This is a genomic window from Paraburkholderia sp. MM5384-R2, assembly GCF_014201025.1.
GTDB lineage: Bacteria > Pseudomonadota > Gammaproteobacteria > Burkholderiales > Burkholderiaceae > Paraburkholderia > Paraburkholderia tuberum.
This window is the reverse complement of the sequence record NZ_JACHDI010000031.1, coordinates 14,941-39,013: the sequence shown is the minus strand read 5'-3', so window position 1 is coordinate 39,013 and position 24,073 is coordinate 14,941. Positions and strand designations below refer to the sequence as shown.

Annotated in this window: 21 protein-coding genes; 13 read left to right on the top strand and 8 right to left on the bottom strand. The window is 65.0% G+C overall.

Annotation, left to right across the window (positions count from 1 at the left end):
• Positions 1 to 286: 286 nt before the first annotated feature.
• Positions 287 to 1,075 (bottom strand): IclR family transcriptional regulator, encoded by a 789-nt coding sequence (locus tag HDG37_RS32905; protein WP_184054949.1) that lies wholly within the window; start codon positions 1,073 to 1,075, stop codon positions 287 to 289.
• A gap of 141 nt (positions 1,076 to 1,216) precedes the next feature.
• Here HDG37_RS32905 and HDG37_RS32900 point away from each other — a divergent pair, with 141 nt between their 5' ends.
• The 5 genes from HDG37_RS32900 to HDG37_RS32880 all read left to right on the top strand — a co-directional run bounded on the left by HDG37_RS32900 (position 1,217) and on the right by HDG37_RS32880 (position 6,918).
• The gene (locus HDG37_RS32900; RefSeq protein WP_184054993.1) at positions 1,217 to 2,491 is read left to right on the top strand and encodes an aromatic ring-hydroxylating dioxygenase subunit alpha; all 1,275 of its coding nucleotides are present in this window, start codon (positions 1,217 to 1,219) and stop codon (positions 2,489 to 2,491) included.
• 101 nt (positions 2,492 to 2,592) lie between these two features.
• Positions 2,593 to 3,375 carry an SDR family NAD(P)-dependent oxidoreductase gene (locus tag HDG37_RS32895; protein ID WP_184054947.1) on the top strand — a complete coding sequence of 261 codons (783 nt, stop codon included), beginning with the start codon at positions 2,593 to 2,595 and terminating at the stop codon, positions 3,373 to 3,375.
• 14 nt (positions 3,376 to 3,389) lie between these two features.
• Positions 3,390 to 4,352, top strand: coding sequence for a PDR/VanB family oxidoreductase (locus tag HDG37_RS32890; RefSeq protein WP_184054945.1), 963 nt, complete (start codon positions 3,390 to 3,392; stop codon positions 4,350 to 4,352).
• 92 nt (positions 4,353 to 4,444) lie between these two features.
• On the top strand, positions 4,445 to 5,704 hold the full coding sequence (locus HDG37_RS32885) for a nitrate/nitrite transporter (protein ID WP_184054943.1): 1,260 nt from the start codon (positions 4,445 to 4,447) through the stop codon (positions 5,702 to 5,704).
• A gap of 107 nt (positions 5,705 to 5,811) precedes the next feature.
• Positions 5,812 to 6,918 (top strand): porin, encoded by a 1,107-nt coding sequence (locus HDG37_RS32880; protein WP_184054941.1) that lies wholly within the window; start codon positions 5,812 to 5,814, stop codon positions 6,916 to 6,918.
• 36 nt (positions 6,919 to 6,954) lie between these two features.
• Here the strand turns inward: HDG37_RS32880 and HDG37_RS32875 are convergent, their stop codons facing one another.
• From HDG37_RS32875 to HDG37_RS32860, 4 genes are all read right to left on the bottom strand, one after another.
• Complete coding sequence (locus HDG37_RS32875; RefSeq protein WP_184054939.1) at positions 6,955 to 9,552, bottom strand: response regulator; 2,598 nt, start codon at positions 9,550 to 9,552, stop codon at positions 6,955 to 6,957.
• A gap of 16 nt (positions 9,553 to 9,568) precedes the next feature.
• On the bottom strand, positions 9,569 to 10,801 hold the full coding sequence (locus tag HDG37_RS32870; protein ID WP_184054937.1) for a hypothetical protein: 1,233 nt from the start codon (positions 10,799 to 10,801) through the stop codon (positions 9,569 to 9,571).
• Between the two features lie 297 nt (positions 10,802 to 11,098).
• The gene (locus tag HDG37_RS32865) at positions 11,099 to 12,340 is read right to left on the bottom strand and encodes a phospholipase A (protein WP_184054934.1); all 1,242 of its coding nucleotides are present in this window, start codon (positions 12,338 to 12,340) and stop codon (positions 11,099 to 11,101) included.
• A gap of 789 nt (positions 12,341 to 13,129) precedes the next feature.
• Positions 13,130 to 15,133 carry a bifunctional DedA family/phosphatase PAP2 family protein gene (locus HDG37_RS32860; RefSeq protein ID WP_184054932.1) on the bottom strand — a complete coding sequence of 668 codons (2,004 nt, stop codon included), beginning with the start codon at positions 15,131 to 15,133 and terminating at the stop codon, positions 13,130 to 13,132.
• 151 nt (positions 15,134 to 15,284) lie between these two features.
• Here HDG37_RS32860 and HDG37_RS32855 point away from each other — a divergent pair, with 151 nt between their 5' ends.
• Together HDG37_RS32855 and HDG37_RS32850 are read left to right on the top strand one after the other, a co-directional pair.
• Complete coding sequence (locus tag HDG37_RS32855) at positions 15,285 to 15,668, top strand: hypothetical protein (protein ID WP_184054930.1); 384 nt, start codon at positions 15,285 to 15,287, stop codon at positions 15,666 to 15,668.
• A 47-nt stretch (positions 15,669 to 15,715) separates the two neighbouring features.
• A complete protein-coding gene (locus HDG37_RS32850) occupies positions 15,716 to 16,192 on the top strand; it encodes an OsmC family protein (protein WP_184054928.1) in 477 nt (158 codons plus the stop codon).
• 70 nt (positions 16,193 to 16,262) lie between these two features.
• Here HDG37_RS32850 and HDG37_RS32845 read toward each other — a convergent pair whose 3' ends face one another.
• Both HDG37_RS32845 and HDG37_RS32840 read right to left on the bottom strand, forming a co-directional pair.
• A complete protein-coding gene (locus HDG37_RS32845; RefSeq protein WP_013091435.1) occupies positions 16,263 to 16,496 on the bottom strand; it encodes a hypothetical protein in 234 nt (77 codons plus the stop codon).
• 87 nt (positions 16,497 to 16,583) lie between these two features.
• Positions 16,584 to 17,054, bottom strand: a complete 471-nt coding sequence (locus HDG37_RS32840; RefSeq protein WP_018425024.1) for an Lrp/AsnC family transcriptional regulator — start codon at positions 17,052 to 17,054, stop codon at positions 16,584 to 16,586.
• Between the two features lie 153 nt (positions 17,055 to 17,207).
• Between HDG37_RS32840 and HDG37_RS32835 the strand changes: the two genes are divergently transcribed.
• Together HDG37_RS32835 and HDG37_RS32830 are read left to right on the top strand one after the other, a co-directional pair.
• On the top strand, positions 17,208 to 17,888 hold the full coding sequence (locus HDG37_RS32835) for a LysE family translocator (protein ID WP_184054926.1): 681 nt from the start codon (positions 17,208 to 17,210) through the stop codon (positions 17,886 to 17,888).
• Positions 17,889 to 18,033: 145 nt separating this feature from the next.
• Complete coding sequence (locus tag HDG37_RS32830; protein ID WP_184054925.1) at positions 18,034 to 18,360, top strand: YnfA family protein; 327 nt, start codon at positions 18,034 to 18,036, stop codon at positions 18,358 to 18,360.
• Positions 18,361 to 18,395: 35 nt separating this feature from the next.
• Here HDG37_RS32830 and HDG37_RS32825 read toward each other — a convergent pair whose 3' ends face one another.
• Positions 18,396 to 18,908 (bottom strand): DUF1993 family protein, encoded by a 513-nt coding sequence (locus tag HDG37_RS32825; protein ID WP_090810096.1) that lies wholly within the window; start codon positions 18,906 to 18,908, stop codon positions 18,396 to 18,398.
• A 311-nt stretch (positions 18,909 to 19,219) separates the two neighbouring features.
• On the opposite strand from HDG37_RS32825, the gene HDG37_RS32820 reads away from it, so the two are divergent.
• From HDG37_RS32820 to HDG37_RS32805, 4 genes are all read left to right on the top strand, one after another.
• The gene (locus HDG37_RS32820) at positions 19,220 to 20,779 is read left to right on the top strand and encodes a protease pro-enzyme activation domain-containing protein (protein ID WP_184054923.1); all 1,560 of its coding nucleotides are present in this window, start codon (positions 19,220 to 19,222) and stop codon (positions 20,777 to 20,779) included.
• 80 nt (positions 20,780 to 20,859) lie between these two features.
• Positions 20,860 to 22,524 (top strand): S10 family peptidase, encoded by a 1,665-nt coding sequence (locus HDG37_RS32815; protein ID WP_184054921.1) that lies wholly within the window; start codon positions 20,860 to 20,862, stop codon positions 22,522 to 22,524.
• A gap of 183 nt (positions 22,525 to 22,707) precedes the next feature.
• Positions 22,708 to 23,391 carry a hypothetical protein gene (locus tag HDG37_RS32810; RefSeq protein ID WP_184054919.1) on the top strand — a complete coding sequence of 228 codons (684 nt, stop codon included), beginning with the start codon at positions 22,708 to 22,710 and terminating at the stop codon, positions 23,389 to 23,391.
• Between the two features lie 79 nt (positions 23,392 to 23,470).
• Positions 23,471 to 23,833: a hypothetical protein gene (locus HDG37_RS32805; RefSeq protein WP_184054917.1), complete on the top strand. Its 363-nt coding sequence runs from the start codon at positions 23,471 to 23,473 to the stop codon at positions 23,831 to 23,833.
• The last annotated feature ends 240 nt before the right edge of the window (positions 23,834 to 24,073 follow it).

Genomic DNA, 24,073 nt, shown 5'->3' with positions numbered 1-24,073 from the left:
AGACACCAACGTCTCACCAACTTCTATCCGCCGGTGTCATGCCGGCCTCATCCTTTATGCGCGCTGCGCCGGACACTGCGATCCGGGAGATGTGCCCCATCTGATTATCGGTTACGTTCAGCAACCCGTCGGCCCTCCGGGCACATCACACTCCAACCTCGTGAATGTCGAACTGCGTGCCATCCGGCTGGTTTCGGCTTCAGCCCTGAATCAGCGGGAGCCTGAGCAAAAGCGTCGACCTTTCTGACGACGCTCCCGGCGTTGGCCAGCGCCTTTGAGGCCGATTTCACCGACGTGCCGTACGCGGCGGCCGTCCAGTTTCCCCTTGATGCCCAAGCGCACGCGACAGATTGCCCACCTCGCGCTTGAGCAACTCCGCGAACTGCGCGACGCGCTCATCGGTTACGCGCACGCTCGGCCCGAAGATGCACACCGAACCTGCCACCTGGTTCGCGCCGTTGAAGAACGGCGCGGCTACCGCGACTGCGCCGGCGATCAGCTCGTGATGGCTGGTACCGAAGCCTCGTGCGCGGACCGCGTCGAGATCGGCGGCTAGCGCCGCGACGTCCTGATCCGGATCGGTCAGATAGCGCCGCAGATCGTCCTCCGACAGCGACATCTGCGAAAGAATCGTGCGGCCGCTCGCGCCGAGCACGAGCTTCTCGCGATAGCCGACCCCGCGCCGGAAACTCAGCGGCTGCGGACTTTCCAGTTCGGCCACGCAGATCCGGTACGTCCCCTCCGGCACGAACAACGCGACCGTCTCCGATGTCGCTTCCCAAAGCTCGCGCAGCATCGGCTGCGCGAGCTGCGCGATCGTATTGTTCGCCATCCACGCGTGCGCGAGTTGCGCGACCGAACTGCCGAGCCTGAAGCGTTGCGGCTCGCCCGACGAGGCGAGAAAGCCGTTCTGTTCGAGTGTATTCAGCAGGCGGTACAGCGTCGGTCGGCTCAGGTCCACGCGGGTCAGCAGCTCCGCGACGGTCAATTCTTTGTCCCCGGGTCGGAACGCCAGAAGAATTTCTAGCGCCCGTTCGACTGCCCGCACATTTTCGTGCGGTTTTTTTTCTTCCATTTGAAATTTCCTTTCTGCGGCGGCCCGCGTCGATTGCACATTGTAGTGAAAGTCCCTAGCCGCAAGAACTTGACGTCGATCAATCTGTCCGTACAATGAGACTACATTCTCATACAACGGACAACGGGATTCGGAGGAATGATGGACAAGAACATGTCGGAAACTCTGGTTCGCACTGGCCCAGGCACGGCGATGGGCGATCTGATGCGCCGCTACTGGGTGCCGGTGCTCCTCGCCAGCGAAATCGCAGAGCCTGATTGCCCGCCGGTGCGCGTGCAGATCCTCGGCGAAAAGCTGCTCGCTTTTCGCGATTCCGACGGCCAGCCGGCGCTGATCGACGAGTTCTGCTCGCATCGCGGCGTGTCGCTGTACTTCGGCCGCAATGAAGAGAACGGCATCCGCTGCTCGTATCACGGTCTGAAATTCGACCGCAACGGCAACTGCGTGGAAGTGCCGTCCGCGCCGCAGGCGTGCAAGCACATGGGCATCACCGCGTATCCGTGCATCGAACGCGCGGGCATCGTGTGGGCGTACATGGGGCCGAAGGACCGCCAGCCGGCGCCGCCGGATCTCGAGTGGTGCAATCTGCCGGAGAGCCACGTGTTCGTCTCGAAGCGGCTGCAGGAATCGAACTACCTGCAGGCGATGGAAGGCGGCATCGACACGAGTCACGTGTCGTATGTACACCGCTACGAAGTCGACGAGGACCCGATGCATCAGGGCACGAAGGCACTCGACTACATCAAGGCGGACGGCAACGTGATCTTCGAGATCGAGAAGCAGCCGTTCGGCCTCACGCTGTTCGGCCGCCGCAACGGCGAGCCGGATTCGTACTACTGGCGCGTCACGCAGTGGCTGTTCCCGTGGTACACGCTGATCCCGCCGTTCGGCGATCACTCGCTCGCGGGCCACGTATGGGTGCCGATCGACGATCACACCTGCTGGGCGTGGAGCATCAACTTCCGCCCGGACCGTCCGCTCGACGAGCAGGAACTGGCCGACCTGAACGCCGGCAAGGGCATTCATTGTGAGTACGAGGAGGGTGGCACGTTCCGGCCGAAAGCGAACAAGGACAACGACTACCTGATCGACCGCCAGGCACAGAAGGAAAAGCGCGCGTACTCGGGCGTGTTCGGCTTCGCGATGCAGGACGCGTCGCTGCAGGAAAGCATGGGTCCGATCCAGGATCACGGCAAGGAAAAGCTGCTGCCGACCGACCGCGCGATCGTGATGGCGCGCCGCATGATGTACGAGGCGGCAACGGCGCTGGTGCCCGACACCGATCCGCCCGCGATCGACGCCGACCAGCAGCGCGTACGTGCTGCCGGCGTGCTGCTGCCGCGCGATCAGAAGCCGCAGGAATGGGCGGTGATCCATCTGCACGACGGCAAGGACCAGCCGATCTACTCGATCTGATGCACCGCGGAGCCGGACTTCGGTCCGGCTGCGCGTGTCGTCGTCTGGTCCGACTGTTCTGCCCATCCCGCAAAAGGAGGCCGGCTGCGCGCCGGCATGCAATGCAGCAACGTAAAAGACTCGAGGACAAGGTCGCGCTGATCACCGGAGGCGGAGGCGGCATCGGTGCCGCGACCGCGCGCGTGTTCTGCGCGGAGGGCGCCGCGGTGGTGCTCGTCGATGCGAACCAGGAGGCGCTCACGCGCGTCGCCGACGAACTGAAGGCGGCTGATCCGTCCGCGCGTGTCGAGACGTTCGCGGCCGACGTGTCGCACGACGCCGATGCGGTGCGCGCGGCGCAACTCGCCGCCGATTCGTTCGGCTGGCTCGACGTGCTGGTGAACAACGCGGCGATGCGCAACTACAGCGCGCTCGCCGACGCGACGCCGGCCGAGTGGCAGGCGATGGTGTCGGTCAATCTGGTCGGCACATCCAACTATTGCAGGGCAGCGCTGCCGTTCCTGCGTCGCGCGGGCCGCGCGAGCATCGTCAACGTGTCGTCGTGCTACGCGGTGACCGGCCGCAAGGGCATGGGCCTGTACGACGCGACCAAGGCCGGCATGCTCGCGATGACCCGCACACTCGCGTTCGAGGAGACCGCGAACGGCGTGCGCGTGAACGCGGTGTGCCCGGGTTCGACGCTGACCGAATTCCACATGAACCGGGCCATTGCATCGGGCAGAAGCGTCGAAGTGCTGAAGACGCAACGCCAGGACACGTCGATGATCGGCCGTTGGGCGTCGCCCGAAGAGATCGCATGGCCGATCCTGTGGTTCGCGAGCGACGAGGCTTCGTACATAACCGGCACGACGCTGATGGTCGACGGCGGCCTGTCGGCGATGTGAGCGGAGGAGGTGGCATGAACATGACCGATTCCACGCTGATGGTGCGTGTCGCCGCACGACGCGACGAAGCCGACGGGATTGCCGGCTTCGAGTTCGCCGACATCGACGGCCGCGACCTGCCGCCGTTCGAGGCGGGCGCGCACATCGACGTCTACGTGCCCGGTGGGCCGGTGCGGCAGTACTCGCTGTGCAACGCGTCTCGCGAGCGTCACCGGTATCAGATCGCGGTGTTGCGCGCCGCCGATTCGCGCGGCGGTTCGCAGCGCATGCACGACGCGGTGAACGAAGGCGACGCGATTCGCATCGGCGTGCCACGCAATCACTTTCCGCTCGCCCGGCATGACGCGAAGCCGCTATTGCTCGCGGGCGGCATTGGCGTGACGCCGATTCTCTGCATGGCGGAGCAGCTGGCGGCAATGGGCGCGGCGTTCGAAATGCATTACTGCGCGCGCTCGAAGAGCCGTGCGGCGTTCGTCGAGCGAATCGCCGCGTCGTCGTGGGCGGGCAACGTGCAATACCACTTCGACGACGCGCACGGCATGCTCGATCTGAATGCACTGCTGACGGACGCCGGCGCGGACCGGCATCTATATGTGTGCGGTCCGCAGGGCTTCATGAACGCGGTGCTCGACACGGCCCGCTCGCTCGGCTGGAGCGACGATCGTCTGCATTACGAATACTTCGCGGCGGCGCAGCCGTCGGGTGATGGCGCGTCGTTCGACGTGCGGCTCGCGCGCTCGGACCGCGTCGTGTCGATTGCGGCCGATTGCACGGTCACCCAGGCGCTCGCGGCGGCGGGCGTCGACGTGCCGGTGTCGTGCGAGCAGGGCATTTGCGGTACCTGCGTCACGCGGGTGCTCGAAGGCGAACCTGACCACCGCGACCTGTTCCTGTCGCCAGAAGAGCAGGCCCGCAACGATCAGTTCCTGCCGTGCTGTTCACGCGCGAAGTCGAGGGTGCTCGTGCTCGATCTGTAACCGTAATCGCCGGCCCGGCCGCCAGGCGCGGTCGGCGCCATCCATCAGAAAGAAAACGGGCGGCCGCTGGCACGCCCGGCATCGGAGGAGTCATGGAGAAGAATCTGGCGTCGTCGGAGGGTATGCCCGCGAGCGTCTGGACCGCGAACGGTGCGAGGGCGGCGAGTAGCGCCGACACGAGCCCGTATCGCTGGGTCGCGCTGTTCATCGTCTGGGCCGCGTTTCTGCTCAGCTATGTGGTCCGCGTCGCGTGGAGTACGGTGGCCGCGCCGGTCGGCGCGTCGCTCGGCATCGGCGTGTCGATGCTCGGTGCGTTCGTCACCGCGTTTTACGCGGGCTATGTGATCGCGAACGTGGTTGGCGGCATGCTGACCGATCTGCTCGGCGGTCGCGCGATGCTCACGCTTGCGCTGCTGCCGCTCGGCGTGCTCACGTTCACGTTCGGCTATACGCATTCGCTCGCATTCGGCATCGTGATTCAGGCCGCGATGGGTTTTGCGGCGGGCGCCGACTACTCGGCCGGCATGAAGATCATTCCCGCATGGTTCACGCGCGACCGTGGCCGCGCAATGGGCCTCTACACGACCGCGACGTCGCTCGCCGTCGTGATCGCGAACGCGGTCGTGCCATCGTTCTCCGCGCGGCACGGCTGGTCGAACGCATTCCATATGCTCGGCATCGTCACGTTCGCGTGGGGCATCGTCACGTTGCTGCTGCTGAAGAACCGGCCTTCGAACGAAGCGAAGCCCGCGCGCAACAGCCTCCAGGAAATGCTTGGCCTGTTGCGCAACCGTAATCTGATCGCGCTGTCGATCGCGGGCTGCGGCGGGTTGTGGGCGACCGTCGGCTTCGGTGCATGGGGCAACGCACTGATGACGCGCCAATACGGCATTGCGCCGATCGTCGCCGGATCGATCGTCGCCTCGTTCGGCATTGGCGCGGTGATCGCGAAGCCGACGCTCGGCTGGATCTCCGACCTGCCTGGTGTGTCGCGGCGGATGATGTCGATCGGCTGCCTGATCGCCTTCTCGATCGCGCTGCTGGTGTTCGGCTACTGCTCGACGGTGCATCAGTTCTATCTGGTCGCGCCGATTCTCGGTGCGTTCTCGTTCGGCTATCTGCCGGTGCTGATGGCTCAGGTCAGCGACGCATCGGGCAAGCGTCTCGCGGGCGCGAGCGCCGGCTGGACCAATGCTATCTGGCAGTCCGGCAGCGCGGTGTCGCCGATGGTGGTCGGCTCGCTGTATGGCGCGAGCCATTCGTTCATGCTCGCGCTCCTCACACTCGCGATCGGACCCGCTATCGCGGTCATCGCGATGTTCTTCGTCAACCCGCACATCGCACGCGAATGACCGATGCTCCGATAGCCGACGCGGCCCCGCGCCGGCTACCGCGACGACAGAGGTCGGACGATAACTAATCCGCATCACAAAACAACTCACTTTCCAGCAGGAGACACATGGTGAAGCACAAGCCTCTCGCCAGGCCGTCGAAGGTCCTTTTTGCATGTGGTATTGGTATCGGCATCAGCGGCGCGGCGCATGCGCAGTCGTCGGTCACGCTCTATGGCATCGTCGACTCGGGGGTGACCTACGTGACTCACGCTGTCACGTCGCAGGGATCGTCGGGCACGCAGGTCGCTCTCGGCACCGGCAACCGGCTGAATTCGCGTTGGGGTTTCACGGGCAAGGAAGATCTCGGCGGCGGACTGCGGGCGATTTTCACGCTCGAATCGGGCATGTCGATGAACACCGGTGCCCTGCAGCAAGGAGGGCGGCTGTTCGGCCGGCAGGCGTTCGTCGGACTCGAATCGGAGCGCTACGGCGCGATGATGCTCGGCCGGCAGATGACGCCGATGTATCGCTACTTCCTCGCGCTCGACCCGCTCGGTTATTCGAGTTACGGCCTTTCCGCGCAGGACGCGCAGTTCGTCGGTCGCGCGGATAACGCGGTGTCGTATCTCGGCCATGTGGGACCATTCGAGCTGAATGCGCTCTACAGCCTCGGCTATGACGCAGTCACCTACAACGTGCCGGTGGCGGGCTCGTTCCGCGTCGGCAAGCAGTACGACATCGGCGGACGCTATGTGCAGGGGCCGCTGAATCTGACGTTCGTGTACGAGCAGCGGCAAGGCTCGGCCATCGCGTCATCGGGCGACAGCGAGCGCCGCTACGTGGCCGGCGGTTCGTATCAGATCGGCAAGGCGACGCTGTACGGCGGCTACGAATTGCTGCTGAACGACGTCCGGTCGACGCTCGCCGCATCGCCGCCGCAGTCGATGGCGTTCGCGGGCGTGCGCTACAGGGTGACACCGGCGCTGGACCTCGCAGCCGCGACTTACTACCACGCGTATCGCCAGGTCGACGCGCACGCATTGAGCACCGGTGTCAACGCGGACTACTGGCTGTCGAAGCGCACGGCGCTGTACACCGACATCACGTATGTGATCAACAGCTCGAAGGCCGCGCTGAGTGCGACGGGGTGGGCGACTTCGGTCGCGACGACGACCGTGAAGACCGGCGCGAACCAGCTCGCTGTTGCGGTCGGCGTGCTGCACAAGTTCTGACTTGATGCTGCAAAGAGGGCGACCGAGGCCGCCCTCTCAATCGCTCAGTGCGTCGCGATGATCGCGCCGGCCTTTCGCCGACGCGTAATACCGCTGCAAGGCGTCGGTCGAGCGCGCGCCCAACGCGCGGATCTGGGCGTGCCAGTCGGTTTCCACTGGCCACTCACCGGCGATCACGCGCGGATAGATCTGCCGCGCATAGCGATGCAGTGCCTTCGCGCCGATGTTGCCGCTGACGCCAAGCAACGCATGCAAGCTCGCGTGCGTCGCCTTGATATCGACGGCCGCGCTGTTGCCTGCGAGGCGCACGACGAGCGAGCGAATCTGTTCGATGCCGTTCAGGAACGATTCGTCAAGCAGATCGAGCGAGACTAGTTCCTTGAGGTGCGCTTCGTCGAGCAGGCTTTCTTCAGCGATGGTGGCGGCCGCGGGCGCGTTCGCAGTGGGGGGCAATGCCACCGGCGTCGCCGCAAAATCCGTTTGCGCGGCTCCGCCCGCGGTTTCCGTGATTCGTTGCGGAGCGTCCGCAACCAGCGCGCCGCGGGTGCCGAACTGCCGCGCGAGACATGCGTACAGCGAGCCGGCCTGCACCGGCTTGATCAACACCTCGTTGATCCCGGCGGCAACGCAGGCCTGCACCGCTTCGGCATCGGTGTGACTGGTCAGCGCAATGATAGGCAGCGTCGCGTAGGCATCGGTGCGCGCGCGAATCGACTTCGTCGTCTCGATGCCGTTCATGCCCGGCATGTTCACGTCCATCAGGATCGCGTCGATGAAGCCGTCTTCGTGCAGTTTGGTCAGCACCGCCTGACCGTGGTCGGCCTCGACGACGCTCGCGCCGCAGCGCTCCAGATACGCCTTCGCGACAAGCCGGCTGTAGGTGTCGTCGTCGGCGATCACAAAGGTTCTGCCGGCGAAGACATCGGGCAGTTCGCCCGGCTGATGATGCGCACCGTTGTCGAAGAGGGTCTGCAACGCCGTGAGCAGCTCCTGCACACTCGACGTCTTGCTGATGATCTCGTCCATGCCGGCGCGCCGCGCGCGCAGTCGCACCGCGATGCCCGGTTCGGCGGTATAGGCGGCGATCAGCACGTTGCGGTTCGGGCAGTCTCTGTCGGCGCGGAGGCGCTCGGTCGCCGTGTAGCCGTCCATCGCGGGCATGCTGATGTCCATCAACACGAGGTCGTAGAGCGGCGCTCGCCGCAACGTGGCGAGCGCAAGCTCGCCGCCCGACGCCTCGCTGACATAGGCGCCGGCCTGCGTCAGCACGCGGCGGGTGCGGGCGCGCAGCGTGTCGTCGTCGTCGACGACGAGCACGCGCTTGCCCTTGAACGCCGGCATCGCCCGTTCAAACAGGCGCCGCTCGTGCTCCTCGACCTCGTCGGCCGCCACCGGTGGAAAGCGCAGCGTGAACGCGGTGAACTTGCCGAGTCCCGATTCGCAGTCGATGCTGCCGCCGAACGCGCGCATCGCGCGCTGGCAGTACGCGAGCCCGAGCCCGGTGCCGCCCGAGTTGCCGGCCGTGCGAAACGGCTCGAACAGATGCTGCAGGATCTCCGGCGCGATGCCGGGGCCGGTGTCGCGTACGATCACCGAGTCGCGGTCGACGGTCAATGTGAGTGTCGCCTGCGGATACGCGACGATGTGATGCAGCGCGTTCTTGATCAGGTTGAACAACGTGAACAGATAGACCGTCTCGTCGACCTTGAACACGAAGTCGCGCCTGACGACGACGCTCACCTTCGCGCGTTCCTTGTCGTTGTCGAAGCCGTATTCGGCGAGCGCCTTGCGCGTGGTCGCGCCAGCGTGGAGGTAGCTGAGACTATCCGGGCGGATCGATTTCGCGGCGACTTCGTCGAGCGTCATCGCGATGATGCGCAGGCCGCGCTCGATCGACAATTGCCCCTGCGCGAGGTGGTTGTACATCAGCGAGGCCGTGCCGTCGGTCAACGTCGGCGCCGCGCCCGCTTCGGTCGCCGCGGGCAGTGCTTCCTCGACGCGGTCGAGCACGTGCCGCAACTGGCTCAGCGGATTGCGCATCTCGTGCGCGATGGACCCCGCGAGCGCCTGCAAGGCGCGGTTCTTTTCGACGAAGATGCGTCCCTTGCTGATCGCATGACTGAACGCCATGCTGCACAGCACGACCACCGGCAGCAACGCGAGATTGGACTTGTCCTGCGCGCTGAGAACGACCGGCGTCGGCGCGCTCAACACGCCGGCGAGCCCGCCGGAAAACACGCCAATACCGATGCACGTTATCAGCAGCAGGGGGTTGTCGATACACAGCGCCAGAATGAAGATCATCATGACCTCGGTCATCATCCACATCGTGGAGAAACCATTTCTGACGGTCAGGAACGTGCAGACGAACGGCAGCACGTAAATCAGACAGCAATGCCAGTAGATCAGCAGCGCAGGGTTGTAGCGCCTCGGCCAGCGCGCCTGGAACAGCAGTGGAACGCAGACGGCCGCCGCGCTGAGCCGCAGCAGCAGGTTGTCGTAAGGCTGCGGAAGGATGTAGGTCCAGACGACGTAATAGATGGGGTGACACAGGAGGCCCAGTGCGCCTCCCCATCGAATTGCGAACCTGCTTCGTTCCAGCATATCCCGCATGCTTTCGCGCGGTATCGCCATCAGGCCTCCGAGTTCATTAGGAACCCATCATTTCATGCGTATTGAATTGCTGTGATTCGACGCCTTCGGCGAGCGAATCGCCGTTCTTGCCGTGAAACGGTCCGACCGAAAAGCCATACTTCTTCAGCAGACCATGAGTATAAGAGACCGACCACACGGGCGGGCTGCCAATGATGAAATCGGAGGCGATACCTTCCTGCCATGCCGAATAGCCTTCGGCGAAGCAGGTATAGCAGTCGCGGGTGGATGGCAGCCTGAACGGGAACGCGGTGTCGAGTCCGGCGGGCCCGCGCGCGAAGCATTCAATATAGAGCGTATGACCGCGAGAAGCGAGTTCCGCTTCGACGCTTGCCGCGCGCGGATGGGAGTCGTCGATCCAGAATTGCGCGCGTTTGAGATCGGCCGCGCTCAGGTAAGGCACGCTCGTGCTGCTCGCGAGAATCGCGCCGTCGAAGTCCGGCAGGGGCGTGTCCGGGCTGAACGTATGCACCGATACTTTCGATTTGCCGAGCAGGTCCGACGCGAGCAGCTCGTTCGCCTGATCGATCAGCAGGTTGATCTTGTCGGGCAGATCGATCAGCACCAGCTCCTTCGGCGCATCCTTGTAGAGCAGATACTTCGCGACCGTCGTGCCGAGCCGGCCGGCCGCGCCGAACAGCGCGAGCTTCGTGTTGCCGAACTCGAGGTCGAGCTGTTCGCAGCAATGGATCGCCCAGTCCTTCAGCATCGCCGCGGTCGCCGCGTGACCCGTCGTGATGTGAGGCGGCTTGACCGGCCGGGGCAGCGCGCCGTAGTTGCACGCGTAGGGCGTCGACGCGCCCATCGCGACCATGTTCAAGCCCGCCTTTCGGGCGAGCTCGAGCGCCGGAAAGAATTGCGTCTCGCGAAAGCGCTTGATGCCGCGCGGGCTGCCGAGCCACATTTCGAGCGGCACCGGGCAGGCGATATTCGCGCCGATCACCTGCGCGCCCGAATAGATCGGCGATGCGATGAAAGGCCTGGTTTTCCACAACTCCTCTTCGAACGATTCGCTTCGTTCGCGAACGTTGTGAAAAGAAAATGAAAGGGTTTCCCAATCGGTCGCGTGGAACAGAAAGCCGACTCCCCCCTGACGGGCCGGCAGGCTATCCCGGATCTGTTCCGGGTGAATTTCGTGCTTGAGCGCAAGCGGTGCACTATTCCGATGCAAAAGAAGTCCGGTTGGCTCGTTTGAAACAGGCGACACGTCTTTAAGGAGAGCGGTTTTCATTGGTTTTTCCGTGGTTTTGATTAGACGCTGGAAAAGTCAGCGCGCGGCGTGGCCAGCCGGTTGGACCGGCGACCCTTCAACTCTAGAGAAATCCACACCAATATGCCCGTCTGTTCGTGCACACAGCATTCACGAGCGGTCCATGACGGGTTGCCCGCCGGGTGGAGGTCGGCTTTGGGCAAACTTTTGAAAGGATTACGGCAGAAGTTTCGATGTGTTACGGCGCGTCGGGGGCCGTCATCGAATGGAAAAGGGCCGCTCGGCGGCCCTTTGCTTGCATGCCAGGCGAATTCCGGATTAGCGTGTGATGCTATAGCCGATTCGCGCGATCCAGCGATGCTGGTTGTAGTCGAGAATGTCCTCGCCATAACCACTGAAGAAGCCGAGCCACAGATAACCGCCCCAGCGGCTATTGATCAGCTTCGCCAATGGATAGGTGAACTGCGTATCGACGCTGCCTTTGCCGCCTTGCGTTCCTTTGCGCAGCGTCGTGTCCAATTGCGCGCCGTCGGGGCTGCCGTAGATGAACCGCAGATCCACATAGCCGCGGTAGTCGGCGATGTCATGGTTCTCGCCGGCGATGTGCGTATAGTAATAAATCTTCGGCTCGATGGTCAGATGGTAGCTGTGGATGTCGCCGAAATCCCAGATCGGCTTGACGAACACATAGTCGACGCCGCGCGATTCCGGACCGTCGCGTCCATTCGATTCGTGTTCGTAGCCAGCCATCACGCCCATTCTGCTCCACCACGTGCTCTTCCAGCCGGTGTCTTCGAGGTAATAAAAGAGTGCCGGCATATAGCTGGTGTCGCGGAACGGCGCAGAGTACTTCTTGAGATCCCACAGCGACGTTTGCGTATAGGCGAAGTACAGGTTGTCCGCGAAACCACGCGAGCGCGGGTCGTCCGGAACGACGAGGCGGAACTTGAAGCTGAGCTGGAATTTCGCGAGGGACTCGCTACCGCCGCCATCGGCGAAATACATCGGTTCGAAGGCGGAGAAGCGGTTCAGGAAAGTGTTGATTTGCGGCACCGGCGCATCCGGTCGTGACGGCGCGGGCGACGACGCGATCAGGCTCGTCGACGACGGTGCGCCGCTCGCGGTGCCCGCCGCCGCTGCTCCATTGGCGCTCCCGGCCGACGCGAGCGCCGCGTCCTTGCCGGAGCGCGGCGGACGCGTCAGCAGCACATACGATGGCGACACGTCGAGATCCGGCACGTCGATCTGCATTGCGCCGCGCGCCCATTCGGGCCACGTGCCGGTATAGCGCACTGCCTTCAGTTCGCCGGCGGCGAGCTTCAGATGCTCGGGTGCGCCGCTTTCGCGCGTGAGCGCGAGCCGATGCGGTACCACGTCGGTATTGCTGATCGCGATATTCAATTGCGCCGGCACGTCGACTTCGGTGCCACCGGGTTGATCGCCGGCATAGACGATCGTCACTTCGAGTGGACTGCTCGATAGCGCTTCGCGCGGCGGACGCAATACGGAAACGCCGGCGACGCCATACGCGGAGTAACTGCCGAGCACCAGCGCAGTCATGCAAAGCGATAACCGGGGGAGAAGCCTGGAAAGCGAACTGGAAACCGAGCCGGAAAGCGGACTTGAAGATAATCGGGAAACACGCGAGCGGTGGCTGCGAACGGCGGACTGGCGGTCTTTCTTCACGCGAGACATCGATCGATTCCGCACACGAAGCTCCTGGTGGTCTACGAGAGTTCAGGTCGCAAAGAGACGATAGCGTTAATGCGTGTAATTGGGTAGAAAATCGCGGCCGCCGTGTTTCATTGCGGAAATGGCGACGCATGCCGGTTACCGCTATCTGGCATTCTGCTCATTCTGCCAGTGCGATTACCGATTGCGTGAGTGGAAAATGAATTAGGAGCGCTATCGGTGCAAATAGCGGAGGGACGTGGGGATAATGCCGGTGTGTCGTTGCATCTGCGCAACGAAGGCTTAAATGTCAAATCGATTGTCATTCGCGACCCGGTGTATCCCCGCGTTCGCCTCAGTCATTTCCGTTATGGCAATTGCGCTTCAATTAGCGATTCGCTTTCGTGACAATTCGTTGCGCGGCCAATGCGGCGACTGAATGCTTTCTTCAATAGACGAATTTCCGGTATTGCTCCGGCGCGCTTGCATTGTCGAGTTCGCTCACGCGCGGCATATGGCGCAGCAGGCGTTTCGCCCGTGGCGGCAATTGCTGATAGACGGCGCCGGGTACGTCGATGTGGACTTCCGAAGCGGCCCACGGTTGTCTCCTTTATCCAATCGTCGCGTTGGGGATGCCTGAGATGCCTGAAGTTGCCTGGATGTGCCTGGATGTGCAGCTCATTGCCTCGGCGAGACCAGCAGCGACACCGGCACGCCGTGACAATCGACCTCCGCGAGAACCGTCGCGCCGAGCTCGGCGCCCGACCTGGTGGGCGAGTCGAACGGGCTCGCGTCGTGATCGATGCGCAGAATGTTCAGCGGCCAGGACGGCCGCGTCAGCCGCTCGTGCGCGAACGCGCCGACCCAAAGCGGCGCCGCGGAGGTGCCGTTGTCGACCGCGTAGCCGCTCGGCCAGAAGCGAAGCACGTAGCGTTCCTCGCGCGAATTGCCCGGTCGCATGAAGACCAGCGACGACGGCACGCCATTGTTCAGCTTCGGCAGCACCGGCAGCGACACCGCCGCGACGTCGGGCGAAGCGAGCGACAGCAGGCTGTGCGCGGATACGTCGGTGCCCTCGACCCAGCCCTGCGCGCGCAACTGCTCGCGTATCGAAGCGGGCTCGGAGGCCCATTGCAGCGTCAGCGGCTCCTTGCGATCGCCGCCCATGTCGGAGCGAAAGCACGGCAGCCGCCTCCACCCGGAGAGCTTCCACTGCGTCTGCGTGAACTGCACGAGGGGTGGTTGCGGCGCGCCGTCCGGCGGCGTCGGCATTGCGAGGCCGAGCTGCAGGCCGACACTGAGCGCTACGACCGCGAGCACCACGAGCGGCATGAAACGGCGCGGCGGCGGCGGCCGCGGATGCCGCCAGATCGCCGTCAGCGCAATCAGCGCGACCCACACAGACGCGAGCGCCGCGCCGCCGATCGCGTCGGACACCCAGTAGCGGCCGAAGTAGACGCCCGCGAGCGCGACCACGATCACGACGATGATGCTGGCGCCGGCAACCAGCACGCCTTCGAGCTTGCCGACCCGGCGCGCGAGCAGAAACGCGAGAAAGCCGTAGATGATCACCGTCGCGGCGACGTGATTGCTCGGAAACACGAAGTGGCCACTCATGAGTTCGTTGGGCGGGGCGCGGCGCATCGCGAGTTGCAGGCCGAGAATCAGCAACTGCGAAAATACGACCGCCGCGAGCCAGTAGACGATCGTGCGCCAGCGCCGCTCCCACACCATCCACAGGGCAACCGTGACGACCAGCGCGAACAGTGTGATGCCGCTGCCGAGCGTCGCGAGCGCCGCGAGCAACGTGTCGCCCCACGGCGTGCGTATCGATTGCAGAAAGTGATAAACGGACAGGTCGATGGTCGTCAGCGGATCGCCGCTGACGACGTCTTCAAGGACCCCGAAGAAAAGCGCGCCGGCCGCCAGCACGATCAGCGACGTCGCGAGCAGGTGGGTCGCATCGGGCGTGTCGGGGTCGAGCATGCGGCGCGCGATGCGGCCGAGCGGACCCGGATGGCGGCATGCCCAGCTGCCGAGATGACGGCCTGCCGCGCTCGACCACGCATTCGCGTGCGACACCAGAAACCCCGCGCCGCGAAAGCTGAGCCACACGATGCACGCCAGCATCGCGATGATCACGACGAGCCGGAACGACACCGCCCCCGCGAGCAGCACCGACGCGCCGAACACGACGCCGGGCAGGATGTGCGCGGGCGCCCACAGCAGCGCGGAGAGCACGTTGATCGAGAGGAAGCGCAGCGGCCGCATGCCCATCATGCCAGCGACGACCGGCACGATCGCCCGCAGTGGGCCGATGAAGCGGGCGAGCACGACGCTCTTCGCGCCATGCTTCAGAAAGAAGCGCTGGCCCGCGTCGAGTACACCGGGGTGTGCGCGGAACGGCCACAGAGTGACGATGCGCTCCCTGTAGCGATCGCCGAGCCAGAAGCTGGCGCCGTCGCCGGCGACCGCGCCGACGATGGCCCACACGAAGACCCAGGCAAGGCTCAGCGAGCCGGTGCCCGTCAGCGCGCCGGCGAGGAACATCGCGGTGCTGCCGGGGACGAAGGTGCCGATGACCGCGATCGCTTCGAAAAAGGCGGCGAGGAAAACGACCGCGAGCATCCACGTCGAGTGGCCGGCGAGCAGATGCAAAAGGTGGATGTAGGCGTGCTCCATCGTGCGCGATCGGCCGTTCGGGCGTAACGATCGATCATAACGCGCACGGACACGCAGTGGGCGCGGGCGGGAGCGGCGCCGCTGCATCGGTCGCGCGATCGGCTCAGAATAGATACCGTGCTCGGCGGATCGATGCGGTTGGAGGGTAGCTATGAAGACAGCAACAGGTGGGATCGTGTGGTCGGCGTTGCTTGCGGCGCTGCTGACGGTGGGGGCCGCTGCAACGGTAGAGGCCCAGCAACCGGGCCATCCTGGCGGCAGCCAAAACGGCACTCATGCGGGCACGAACGCGGGCACCAGCGGGGGCAGCGGCAATGCGGCTGTCGGCGGCGCGATGGGCATCGGTACCGGCGTCAGTCCGAGTGCCATGCCGGGGCCCGGCATGTCGGCGGGCGGCTCGTATGGGCTCGGCTCGGGTGGCGCGACCGGCTCGGGCGCCGCGCTCAACAACATGCGCGCGAACGGCACGGCGCTCTATATGAATCCCGACCCACGCGCGCCGAACGTGACCGGCCGCGCGGCGCCGCCGCGCTAGCGTGGCACGGATAGAATGCAGGTCCGATCCGACCAAAGGGGAAGCGAATGGCGCACGGCGAGCACAAGTACCACGTATCGGTGAAATGGACCGGCAACCGCGGCAGCGGCACCTCCGGCTACCGCGACTACGACCGCGATCACGTGATTTCTTCCGGCGGCAAGCCCGACATTCCGGGCTCGTCGGATCCGGCGTTTCTCGGCGACGCGACGCGCTGGAATCCCGAGGACCTGCTGGTCGCGTCGGCGAGCGCGTGTCACAAGCTGTGGTATCTGCATCTGTGCTCGGAGGCGGGAATCGTCGTGCTCGACTATCGCGACGACGCCGAAGGCACGATGCTAGATACCGCGCAGGAAGGCCGCTTTTCGCAGATCGTGCTGCGCCCGCGCGTGACGATCCGCGCGAGCGGCGATGTCGAGCTGGCCACGCATCTGCATCACGCCGCGCATCAGAAGTGCTACGTCGCGAACTCCGTCAATTTTCCGATTCTCTGCGAGCCGGTGGTGGAGACGGACGCGCGTTAAGGCGCATGCGGCGGCGCGAAGCGTGCGAGCCGGCTGGCGAGCGTGGCGCCGGCCAGACGTTCGCTAGCGCTCAACGATTGCCGTCGAGCAGATCGCCGAGCAGTTCGTCGAACGCGGCTTGTGCGTCTTCGAGTTCCTGCAGCGCGGCGTCGAAAGTCTGCAACGCAAATTGCGAGGGCTTGCCGCTGCCTGCCGGCGGGAATTGCGATTGCAGCGACGCGAACGCGGTCTGCACCCGCTTGGTGGCGGTCAACACGCGTTCCATTGCGGCGGTTTCTTCGGCTCGCGCCTTGTCGTGATCCATGAGAACTCCGGGGTCGTCGGGTTGCGTCGGAACGGCTCGTGCCGCTTCAAAAGGGGACTAAAGGGGGGGACTATGCCACGTTCGCGCTCAGGACAGCGGCAGACCGCCAAACGCTTTCACTTCGCGCAACGATAAGGCCGATTCCACCGACGTCACGCCCGGCAGGCCGCGCAGTTCGTCGCGCATGAACGTGCCGTAGTCGTCGAGGTCGCGCGCGACGATCTGCAGGATGTAGTCGGCGCTGCCCGACACGTTGTGGCACGACAGGATCCGCGGGATCGCCTGCACCTCGCGCTCGAAGCGCGTGGCCACCACGCGGTCGTGCACGGCGAAGCGCACGAGCACGAACGCGATCACGCCCAGACCGAGCCCGGCGCGCGACAGCACCGCGCGGTAGCGGTCGATGTAACCATCGTTCTCCAGACGTTTCAGACGCCGCGCGCAAGGCGTCTCGCTGAGGCCGACCATCTCGGCCAGACGCGCATTCGACATGCGGCCGTCGTTTTGCAGCGCGGCGAGAATCGCGCGATCGGTTTTGTCGAGATCGTCCGTGGACATGGTCGGGAGGGGGGCTGAAGGTGGTGGAAGGCGTCGCCAGATGTCGAAATATTAGCGCATTCCGCTATTTTTTGAATGCAGAGGAATGAAAATCGCCAGCAAACGCTCCGCATCCGATAGCAACATGGAGCCTCGAACAACAAGGAGGCTCCGATGATTTCCGCTCACCTGCTGGCCGTCTACATGGCGGCATTGATTGTCGTTTATGCGGTGCCCGGGCCGGACATGGCGCTGATCCTGCAAACCAGCATCGCGCGCGGCGTGCGCAGCGGTTTCGCGGCCGCGGCGGGGCTCGGCGTATCGCGCGCGACGCACGTGACGCTGTCGGCGTGCGGCATGGCGGCGCTGCTGCGCAACGCGCCGTGGCTGTACGACGCGGTGCGCTATGCCGGCGCGGTCTATCTCGCGTGGGTGGGGATTCAAATCTTCCGCTCGCCCGGCTTCGCATTGCCGGCCGGGTCGCGCGACAAGCAAGCGGCCGGTGCGCCGCGAGTGGAATCCACTGCTTCGAGCGATGCGGGCAATGCGGTGCGGCCGTTGCGGACCGCGTTCGTCAAAGGTCTGCTGACGAACCTGCTCAACCCGAAGGCGCTACTGTTCTGCTCGGTGCTGTTGCCACAATTCGTGCGGCCGGAAGCGGGGTCGGTAGCGTGGCAGATGATCGAGCTTGGTGTCGTGCTGCTCGTGATCGGCGCATGCTTCGACGCGTTGTATGCGATCGGCGCTGCGCGCATCGCCAACTGGATGCGCGTCCATCCTTTGGCGCAGACCGTACAACGGTGGACCTTCTCGGCTGCGTTGATCGGCTTCGCGCTGCGGCTTTCGCTGGATTGAAACTCGGAGCTGGCTTTTGCATTCGTCGCGCGTGCGCATACAGCCGATGCAAAGGCCGCGGTGCCAGGTGATTGTGTTAATAAAGCCGATAGCGCAGCCGGCCGCGCGCACGCGCGGCGACACAACCACCTTCTCACGCTCATCGATGAAAACCTTCCTGCTGTATGTCGTGACCGCTGTCGCCGAGATTCTCGGCTGTTACCTGCCGTGGCGCTGGCTAAAGGAGGGCGGCTCCGCGTGGCTGTTGCTGCCAGGCGCGGCAAGCCTCGCGCTGTTCGCGTGGCTGCTGACGCTGCATGGCACCGCAGCGGGCCGCGTGTATGCGGCCTACGGCGGCGTGTACGTGGCGGTTGCGATTGCGTGGCTGTGGGTCGTGGACGAGGTGCGGCCCACGCTGTGGGACGCGGCAGGCGTCGCGCTGACGCTGGCCGGCATGGCGGTGATCGCATTCCAGCCGCGCCTGCACACGTGAGGGCGGCCGCACGATCGACGACCCGCCTGCTCCGTTTACTGCTGCATCCCGCCCAGATAGTCGAGCTTACCGAGCTCGACACCGTTATGACGCAGGATGTCATACGCGGTCGTCACGTGGAAATAGAAGTTCGGCAGCACGAAACCGAACAGATATGACGCTCCGGTGAACTCGATCGGACCCGGCCGCAGTTTCAGCGTGATGGTGCGGCTTTCCGAACCGTCGATCTGCGCCGCGTTGAATTCCTTCAGGTAATCGATCGTTTTCTGGATACGGGCCTGCAGTTCATCGAAAGTCTGCTCGACGTCGTCGAACTTCGGCGGCTCGACGCCGGCGAGGCGCGCCGCGCAACCCTTCGCGGTATCGCTCGCGATATACACCTGGCGCACGAACGGCAGCATGTCCGGCGCGAGCCGGGCATTCGTGAACACCGACGGTTCGATCTGCTTTGCGGCCGCGTGCGCTTCGGCCTTGCCCAGGATGGCCTGCAGGTTCGTGAGGCCGCGAATCAGCACAGGCAGTGATGCTTGATACATCGAAATTGACATGGGTTCCTCTGATTTCTCGATCGTGCGCGCAGGCGGCGCGCGCGGCAATGAAACGGCGGGAATGCCGCTCGAGCATCATAGCGTGTCGCATCCACGCCGCGCATTAGACCCTGGCCATGCGGACGACTGTCGCGCTGGCCGGAACTGTGTTCGAATGCTTTGGTCGGACGCGTGGACGAAGTTCTTGAACAACCCCTGCCGCGTATCGCCACGATGCGCTTCATGCAGGCGCGTGGCGTGCCTGGCCGCCGCCGGGCCGCGCGGTCGTGCATGACCGCGTGCGAAGCCACGCTAACAGGAGAGTCGATACCATGGTCACCAAGCATCCATTGCCGGGCAGCGAGCGAAAGGTCGCGCAGGGCACGACGGTCATCGGGCAATGCGATCCCGCCGAGCGGATCGAGGTCTTCGTGATGCTGCGCCGCCAGCAGCAGGCGCAGTTCGACGCCTTGATGAAACGCATCGAAGCCGGCGACGCGAGCGTGAAGCCGCTGTCGCGCGAGGCGCTCGCCCAGGACTACGGCGCCGCGCCCGATGACATCGCGAAGGTCCGCGCGTTCGCGGCCGCGCATGGGCTCACCGTCGCGCGCGAGGATCCGGCGGCGCGCTCGGTGCTGCTGAGCGGCACGATCGCGCAATTCCAGAGCGCGTTCGAGGTCAAGCTCGAGCTCTACCGGCATCACGCGGCCGGCCAGTTCCGTGGCCGCACCGGCACGATCAGCGTGCCGGACGATCTGCATGGCGTCGTGGAGGCGGTGCTCGGACTCGACAACCGGCCGCAGGCGCGTCCGCACTTTCGCATCCGGCCGCCGTTCGTGCCGGCGCGCGCCGGGCAGACGTCGTACTCGCCGCCGCAGCTCGCCTCGCTCTACCAGTTTCCGCAAGGCGACGGCGGCGGTCAGTGCGTCGGCATCATCGAGCTCGGCGGCGGCTACAACACGTCGGACCTCAAGACCTATTTCTCGAGCCTCGGTGTAAGCGAGCCGACCGTGACCCCGGTCGGCGTCGATCAGGCTGGCAACGAGCCGAGCGGCGATCCGAACGGGCCGGACGGCGAGGTCACGCTCGACATCGAGATCGTCGGCGCAATCGTGCCGGGCGCGGCCATCGCCGTGTACTTCACGCAGAACAGCGACGCCGGCTTCATCGACGCGGTGAGCCGCGCGGTGCACGACACAACTAACAAGCCGTCGGTGATCTCGATCAGTTGGGGGGCGCCGGAATCAGTGTGGACCAGCCAGTCGATGCAGGCGCTCAACAGCGTACTGCAATCGGCGGCGGCGCTCGGCGTGACCATCTGCGCGGCCTCGGGTGACAGCGGATCGAGCGACGGCTCGGGCGGCGGCGACGCGGTCGACTTCCCGGCGTCGAGCCCGTATGTGCTCGCCTGCGGCGGCACGCACCTCAGCTCGTCCGGTTCGGCGATCACGCGCGAGGTCGTGTGGAACGACGGCGAGCAGGGCGGGGCCAGCGGCGGCGGGGTGAGCAGCGCGTTTCCGGTGCCGGCGTGGCAGCAGGGTTTGTCGGTCACGGCGACGGGCGGCGGCAGGCAGCCGCTCGGCGGGCGCGGCGTGCCGGATGTCGCGGGCGATGCCTCGCCGTTGACCGGCTACGACGTGCTGATCGACGGAATGCGAACGGTGGTGGGGGGCACCAGCGCGGTCGCGCCGCTGTGGGCGGCGCTGATCGCGCGCATCAACGCGGCGAAGGGACAGCCGGCCGGCTTCGTCAACGCCAAGCTGTACAAGGCGCCGGGCGTCTGCAACGACATCACGCAGGGCAACAACGGCAGCTTCGCGGCGTCGAAGGGGTGGGATGCCTGCACGGGACTAGGCAGCCCCAATGGCGGGAAGGTGGCGGGCGCACTATAGTCTGCAACACAGCGCATAACACAACAACGAGACGTAAGAACGAGGACGCATGGCAAGTAAAACGAACCCTTGGAGCGATCATGACGAATACAGAATCAGCTTCCGGTAGCCAGCATTCGCCGCACAACACGCATGCCACGGCCTCGGCAGGCGCGTCCACCGCCACGAGCGCGCCGCACAAGGCCGGCGACCAGCCGCTCTTCGACCCGGTCGCCTATGGCAACGGCCCGGACGATTCGGTTACCGATACAGTCGAGACGGCCGCGATCACGCATCATTCGGTGACGATCGGCGGTCACAAGATCGACTACACGGCGACCGCGGGCCATCTGGTGATCGTCGATCCGAGCAGCTCGCAACCGTCGGCGAGGATGTTCTACGTCGCGTTCACGCAGGACCATCAGAAGGAAGAAACGCGGCCGGTCACGTTTTTCTATAACGGCGGACCGGGGTCGTCGTCGGTATTCGTGCTGCTCGGCTCGTTCGCGCCGCGCCGCATCAAGACGTCGATGCCGGGGTTCACGCCGCCTGCGCCTTATTCGCTCGAAGACAATCCGGACAGTCTGCTCGACAAGAGCGACCTGGTGTTCATCAATCCGGTCGGCACCGGCTATTCGGCGGCGATCGCGCCGAAGAAGAATCGCGACTTCTGGGGCGTCGATCAGGACGCGGATTCGATCAAGCAGTTCATCAAGCGTTTTCTGACGAAGAACAGCCGCTGGAATTCGCCGAAGTATCTATTCGGCGAGTCCTACGGCACGGCGCGCAGCTGCGTGCTCGCGTACCGGCTGCACGAGGATGGGGTCGATCTGAACGGCATTACGCTGCAATCGTCGATTCTCGATTACACGCAATCGGGCAATCCGGTCGGCGCGCTGCCCACGGCGGCCGCTGACGCGTGGTATCACAAGAAGCTCGGCGTCGCGCCGCGGCCGACCGATCTCGGCGCGTTCGCCGAGGAGGTCGCGCAGTTCGCGCGCACCGACTACCTGGCCGCGCTGCGCAAGTTCCCGACCACAGATTCCGCGACCACCGAAAAACTCAGCGAATACACCGGCATCGACAAAACGACGCTGCTCGCGTGGAGCCTCGACATCGCGGGCTACGACAGCCGCGGCAATTCGCTGTTCCTGACCACGTTGCTGAAGTCGCAAGGCCTCGCGCTCGGCGCCTACGACGGCCGCGTAACGGCGATCGACACCGGCATCGCCGGCAAGATCGACCCGAACTCCGGCGGCAACGATCCGACGATGACCGCGGTCACCGGCGTCTACACGACGATGTGGAACGTGTATCTGAACGAGCAGTTGAAGTACACGTCGAACTCGTCGTTCACCGACCTCAACGATCAGGCGTTCAAGTACTGGGATTTCGGCCATATCGATCCAACCGGCGCGCAGAAGGGTCTCGACTCGACAGGCAACATCATTCTGTACACGGCCGGCGACCTTGCCGCCGTGATGGCGCTCAATCCCGACCTCAAGGTGCTGTCGGCGAATGGCTTTTTCGATTTCGTCACGCCGTTCTATCAGACCGTGCTCGATCTGCAGCAGATGCCGCTGGTCAGTCAGCAGGTGCGGCAGAACCTGTCGGCACGGTTCTATCCGTCGGGGCATATGGTGTATCTCGATGGCGGTTCGCGCACCGCGCTGAAAGCCGACCTCGCAAAGATGTACGAAGAGACGGTGTCGAACGCGCAGGCGCTCGGGCGGATCCGCGCGTTGCAGGCGCGGGTGGCGAAGTAGAGGCGGCGCGGCGCCCCACTCATCGCGACGTCGCGCTGGGCTGGTCCGCGCTGGCTCGCGGCGGCTGCCGCGAGCCAGCAAACGCCGCGCCCTCATGTCCGGCTTTTGTACTTATCCATATTGGATGTGTTTTAATTGGCTTGCGAATTGAACTACCGCGTGCCGCCGCCGGCGCGCCGACGAATGAACGCAGGCATCGCAGACACCCATCGGCGCGGTCTTTCCCGCGACACGACCAGCAGCAATGACGCGGCCGACGCGCCGCGGCTCGGACGCACGCGCGTCCTTCGTCCGCGCGTGCGCATCACGCACCGTGCGCTGCTCGTCACCGTTGGCGCACTGCTCGCGCTGCGCATCGGAGATGCCGCCGCGCAACCGAGCGCCGTGCTCGACGAACGCGTGACCCAGCAGTCGATCAGCCAGACGATTTGCCGCCCCGGTTATGCGGAAACCGTCGCGCCGCCGTTCGACGAACTGATGGCGCACAAGGATCGTATGCTGGCCGCACGCGGCATCGACGCGGATGACGTCGCCGCGTTCGCGCTCGACCGGCGTGTGCCGATCATGCTCGGCGGATCGCCCGATGCGCCGGACAATCTCGATCTGTTGCCGTGGTCCGGCCCGCAGGGCGAGCGCCGCAAGGCACGCGCGGCGGCGATGCTCAAGCGCTGCGTCTGCGAAGGCAAGCTGAGTCTCGCGCAGGCGCAAGCGGTGATCGTCGGCAACTGGTCGACGGTGTATGCGGGCTTTGGCCAGGCGTCCTGCGACGTGAGCCGGCTCGAGTTCGCGACTCGCGACGACGATGGCGTCGACAGCGAAGACAGCGAAGACAGCCGACGCGGCGACGCGGACGCCCGCCAGCGTTGAGCGCGCCGCGCGTGCGCACGCTTGCGCATTCCTCGCGGAACCACGGTTCGCGGCCCCTCACTTTTTTCGGAGAAACACGATGACCCATTCCCGTCTCGCCGCCGTCGCGCTGACGATCGGCTGCCTGAGCGGTTGCCTGAGCGGCAGCGCCGCCGCAGTTGCCATCGCGCCCGCGCATTGCGCGCGCGCCAATGCGCTCGAGATTCGCGGCGACGTGCCCGCGGCGCTCAGCTTCGACGTGTATCGGCAACTGCGCCCGCTGGATGCGCAGCGAATCGCGCTGTTCGAGGCCGCTGGCGAAGTGAAGCGTCTGCCCGACGGCCTGCCGGTATGCCAGATCGCCGATGACGGCGTCGAGGATCCTTCCGCGGTGCTGGTCCGTCTGCCGCAAGGTAAGAATGCGTGGTGGGTGAGCGCGGCGAACGTGCAAGCGGCGGACTGATCGGCGCGATCAGTCCGCCTTTGCCCACGTCCCCCGCACGCTGCCTTCGACGATAGGTCTGCGTGCCGGGCCGGGGCTGGCCAGGCATGCAAGGTGCCGAGGCAGACGATGTCTTCCCAGGATTGGCGCGACCGATTCAGGTACAGTGCATCGACGGGGACGTTTCGCCATTGCCTACGACACTGCGTCACAGTGTGTTCGCTGTCGAAGCGGACTATCCTGACCAGAGGATGCAATTCG

Excerpts from the sequence above, each read along its gene's own strand:
- HDG37_RS32905 (WP_184054949.1), bottom strand. The coding sequence starts at position 1,075 with ATGGAAGAAAAAAAACCGCACGAAAATGTGCGGGCAGTCGAACGGGCG.
- HDG37_RS32900 (WP_184054993.1), top strand. The coding sequence starts at position 1,217 with ATGGACAAGAACATGTCGGAAACTCTGGTTCGCACTGGCCCAGGCACG.
- HDG37_RS32895 (WP_184054947.1), top strand. The coding sequence starts at position 2,593 with ATGCAGCAACGTAAAAGACTCGAGGACAAGGTCGCGCTGATCACCGGA.
- HDG37_RS32890 (WP_184054945.1), top strand. The coding sequence starts at position 3,390 with ATGAACATGACCGATTCCACGCTGATGGTGCGTGTCGCCGCACGACGC.
- HDG37_RS32885 (WP_184054943.1), top strand. The coding sequence starts at position 4,445 with ATGGAGAAGAATCTGGCGTCGTCGGAGGGTATGCCCGCGAGCGTCTGG.
- HDG37_RS32880 (WP_184054941.1), top strand. The coding sequence starts at position 5,812 with ATGGTGAAGCACAAGCCTCTCGCCAGGCCGTCGAAGGTCCTTTTTGCA.
- HDG37_RS32875 (WP_184054939.1), bottom strand. The coding sequence starts at position 9,552 with ATGGCGATACCGCGCGAAAGCATGCGGGATATGCTGGAACGAAGCAGG.
- HDG37_RS32870 (WP_184054937.1), bottom strand. The coding sequence starts at position 10,801 with ATGAAAACCGCTCTCCTTAAAGACGTGTCGCCTGTTTCAAACGAGCCA.
- HDG37_RS32865 (WP_184054934.1), bottom strand. The coding sequence starts at position 12,340 with ATGACTGCGCTGGTGCTCGGCAGTTACTCCGCGTATGGCGTCGCCGGC.
- HDG37_RS32860 (WP_184054932.1), bottom strand. The coding sequence starts at position 15,133 with ATGGAGCACGCCTACATCCACCTTTTGCATCTGCTCGCCGGCCACTCG.
- HDG37_RS32855 (WP_184054930.1), top strand. The coding sequence starts at position 15,285 with ATGAAGACAGCAACAGGTGGGATCGTGTGGTCGGCGTTGCTTGCGGCG.
- HDG37_RS32850 (WP_184054928.1), top strand. The coding sequence starts at position 15,716 with ATGGCGCACGGCGAGCACAAGTACCACGTATCGGTGAAATGGACCGGC.
- HDG37_RS32845 (WP_013091435.1), bottom strand. The coding sequence starts at position 16,496 with ATGGATCACGACAAGGCGCGAGCCGAAGAAACCGCCGCAATGGAACGC.
- HDG37_RS32840 (WP_018425024.1), bottom strand. The coding sequence starts at position 17,054 with ATGTCCACGGACGATCTCGACAAAACCGATCGCGCGATTCTCGCCGCG.
- HDG37_RS32835 (WP_184054926.1), top strand. The coding sequence starts at position 17,208 with ATGATTTCCGCTCACCTGCTGGCCGTCTACATGGCGGCATTGATTGTC.
- HDG37_RS32830 (WP_184054925.1), top strand. The coding sequence starts at position 18,034 with ATGAAAACCTTCCTGCTGTATGTCGTGACCGCTGTCGCCGAGATTCTC.
- HDG37_RS32825 (WP_090810096.1), bottom strand. The coding sequence starts at position 18,908 with ATGTCAATTTCGATGTATCAAGCATCACTGCCTGTGCTGATTCGCGGC.
- HDG37_RS32820 (WP_184054923.1), top strand. The coding sequence starts at position 19,220 with ATGGTCACCAAGCATCCATTGCCGGGCAGCGAGCGAAAGGTCGCGCAG.
- HDG37_RS32815 (WP_184054921.1), top strand. The coding sequence starts at position 20,860 with ATGACGAATACAGAATCAGCTTCCGGTAGCCAGCATTCGCCGCACAAC.
- HDG37_RS32810 (WP_184054919.1), top strand. The coding sequence starts at position 22,708 with ATGAACGCAGGCATCGCAGACACCCATCGGCGCGGTCTTTCCCGCGAC.
- HDG37_RS32805 (WP_184054917.1), top strand. The coding sequence starts at position 23,471 with ATGACCCATTCCCGTCTCGCCGCCGTCGCGCTGACGATCGGCTGCCTG.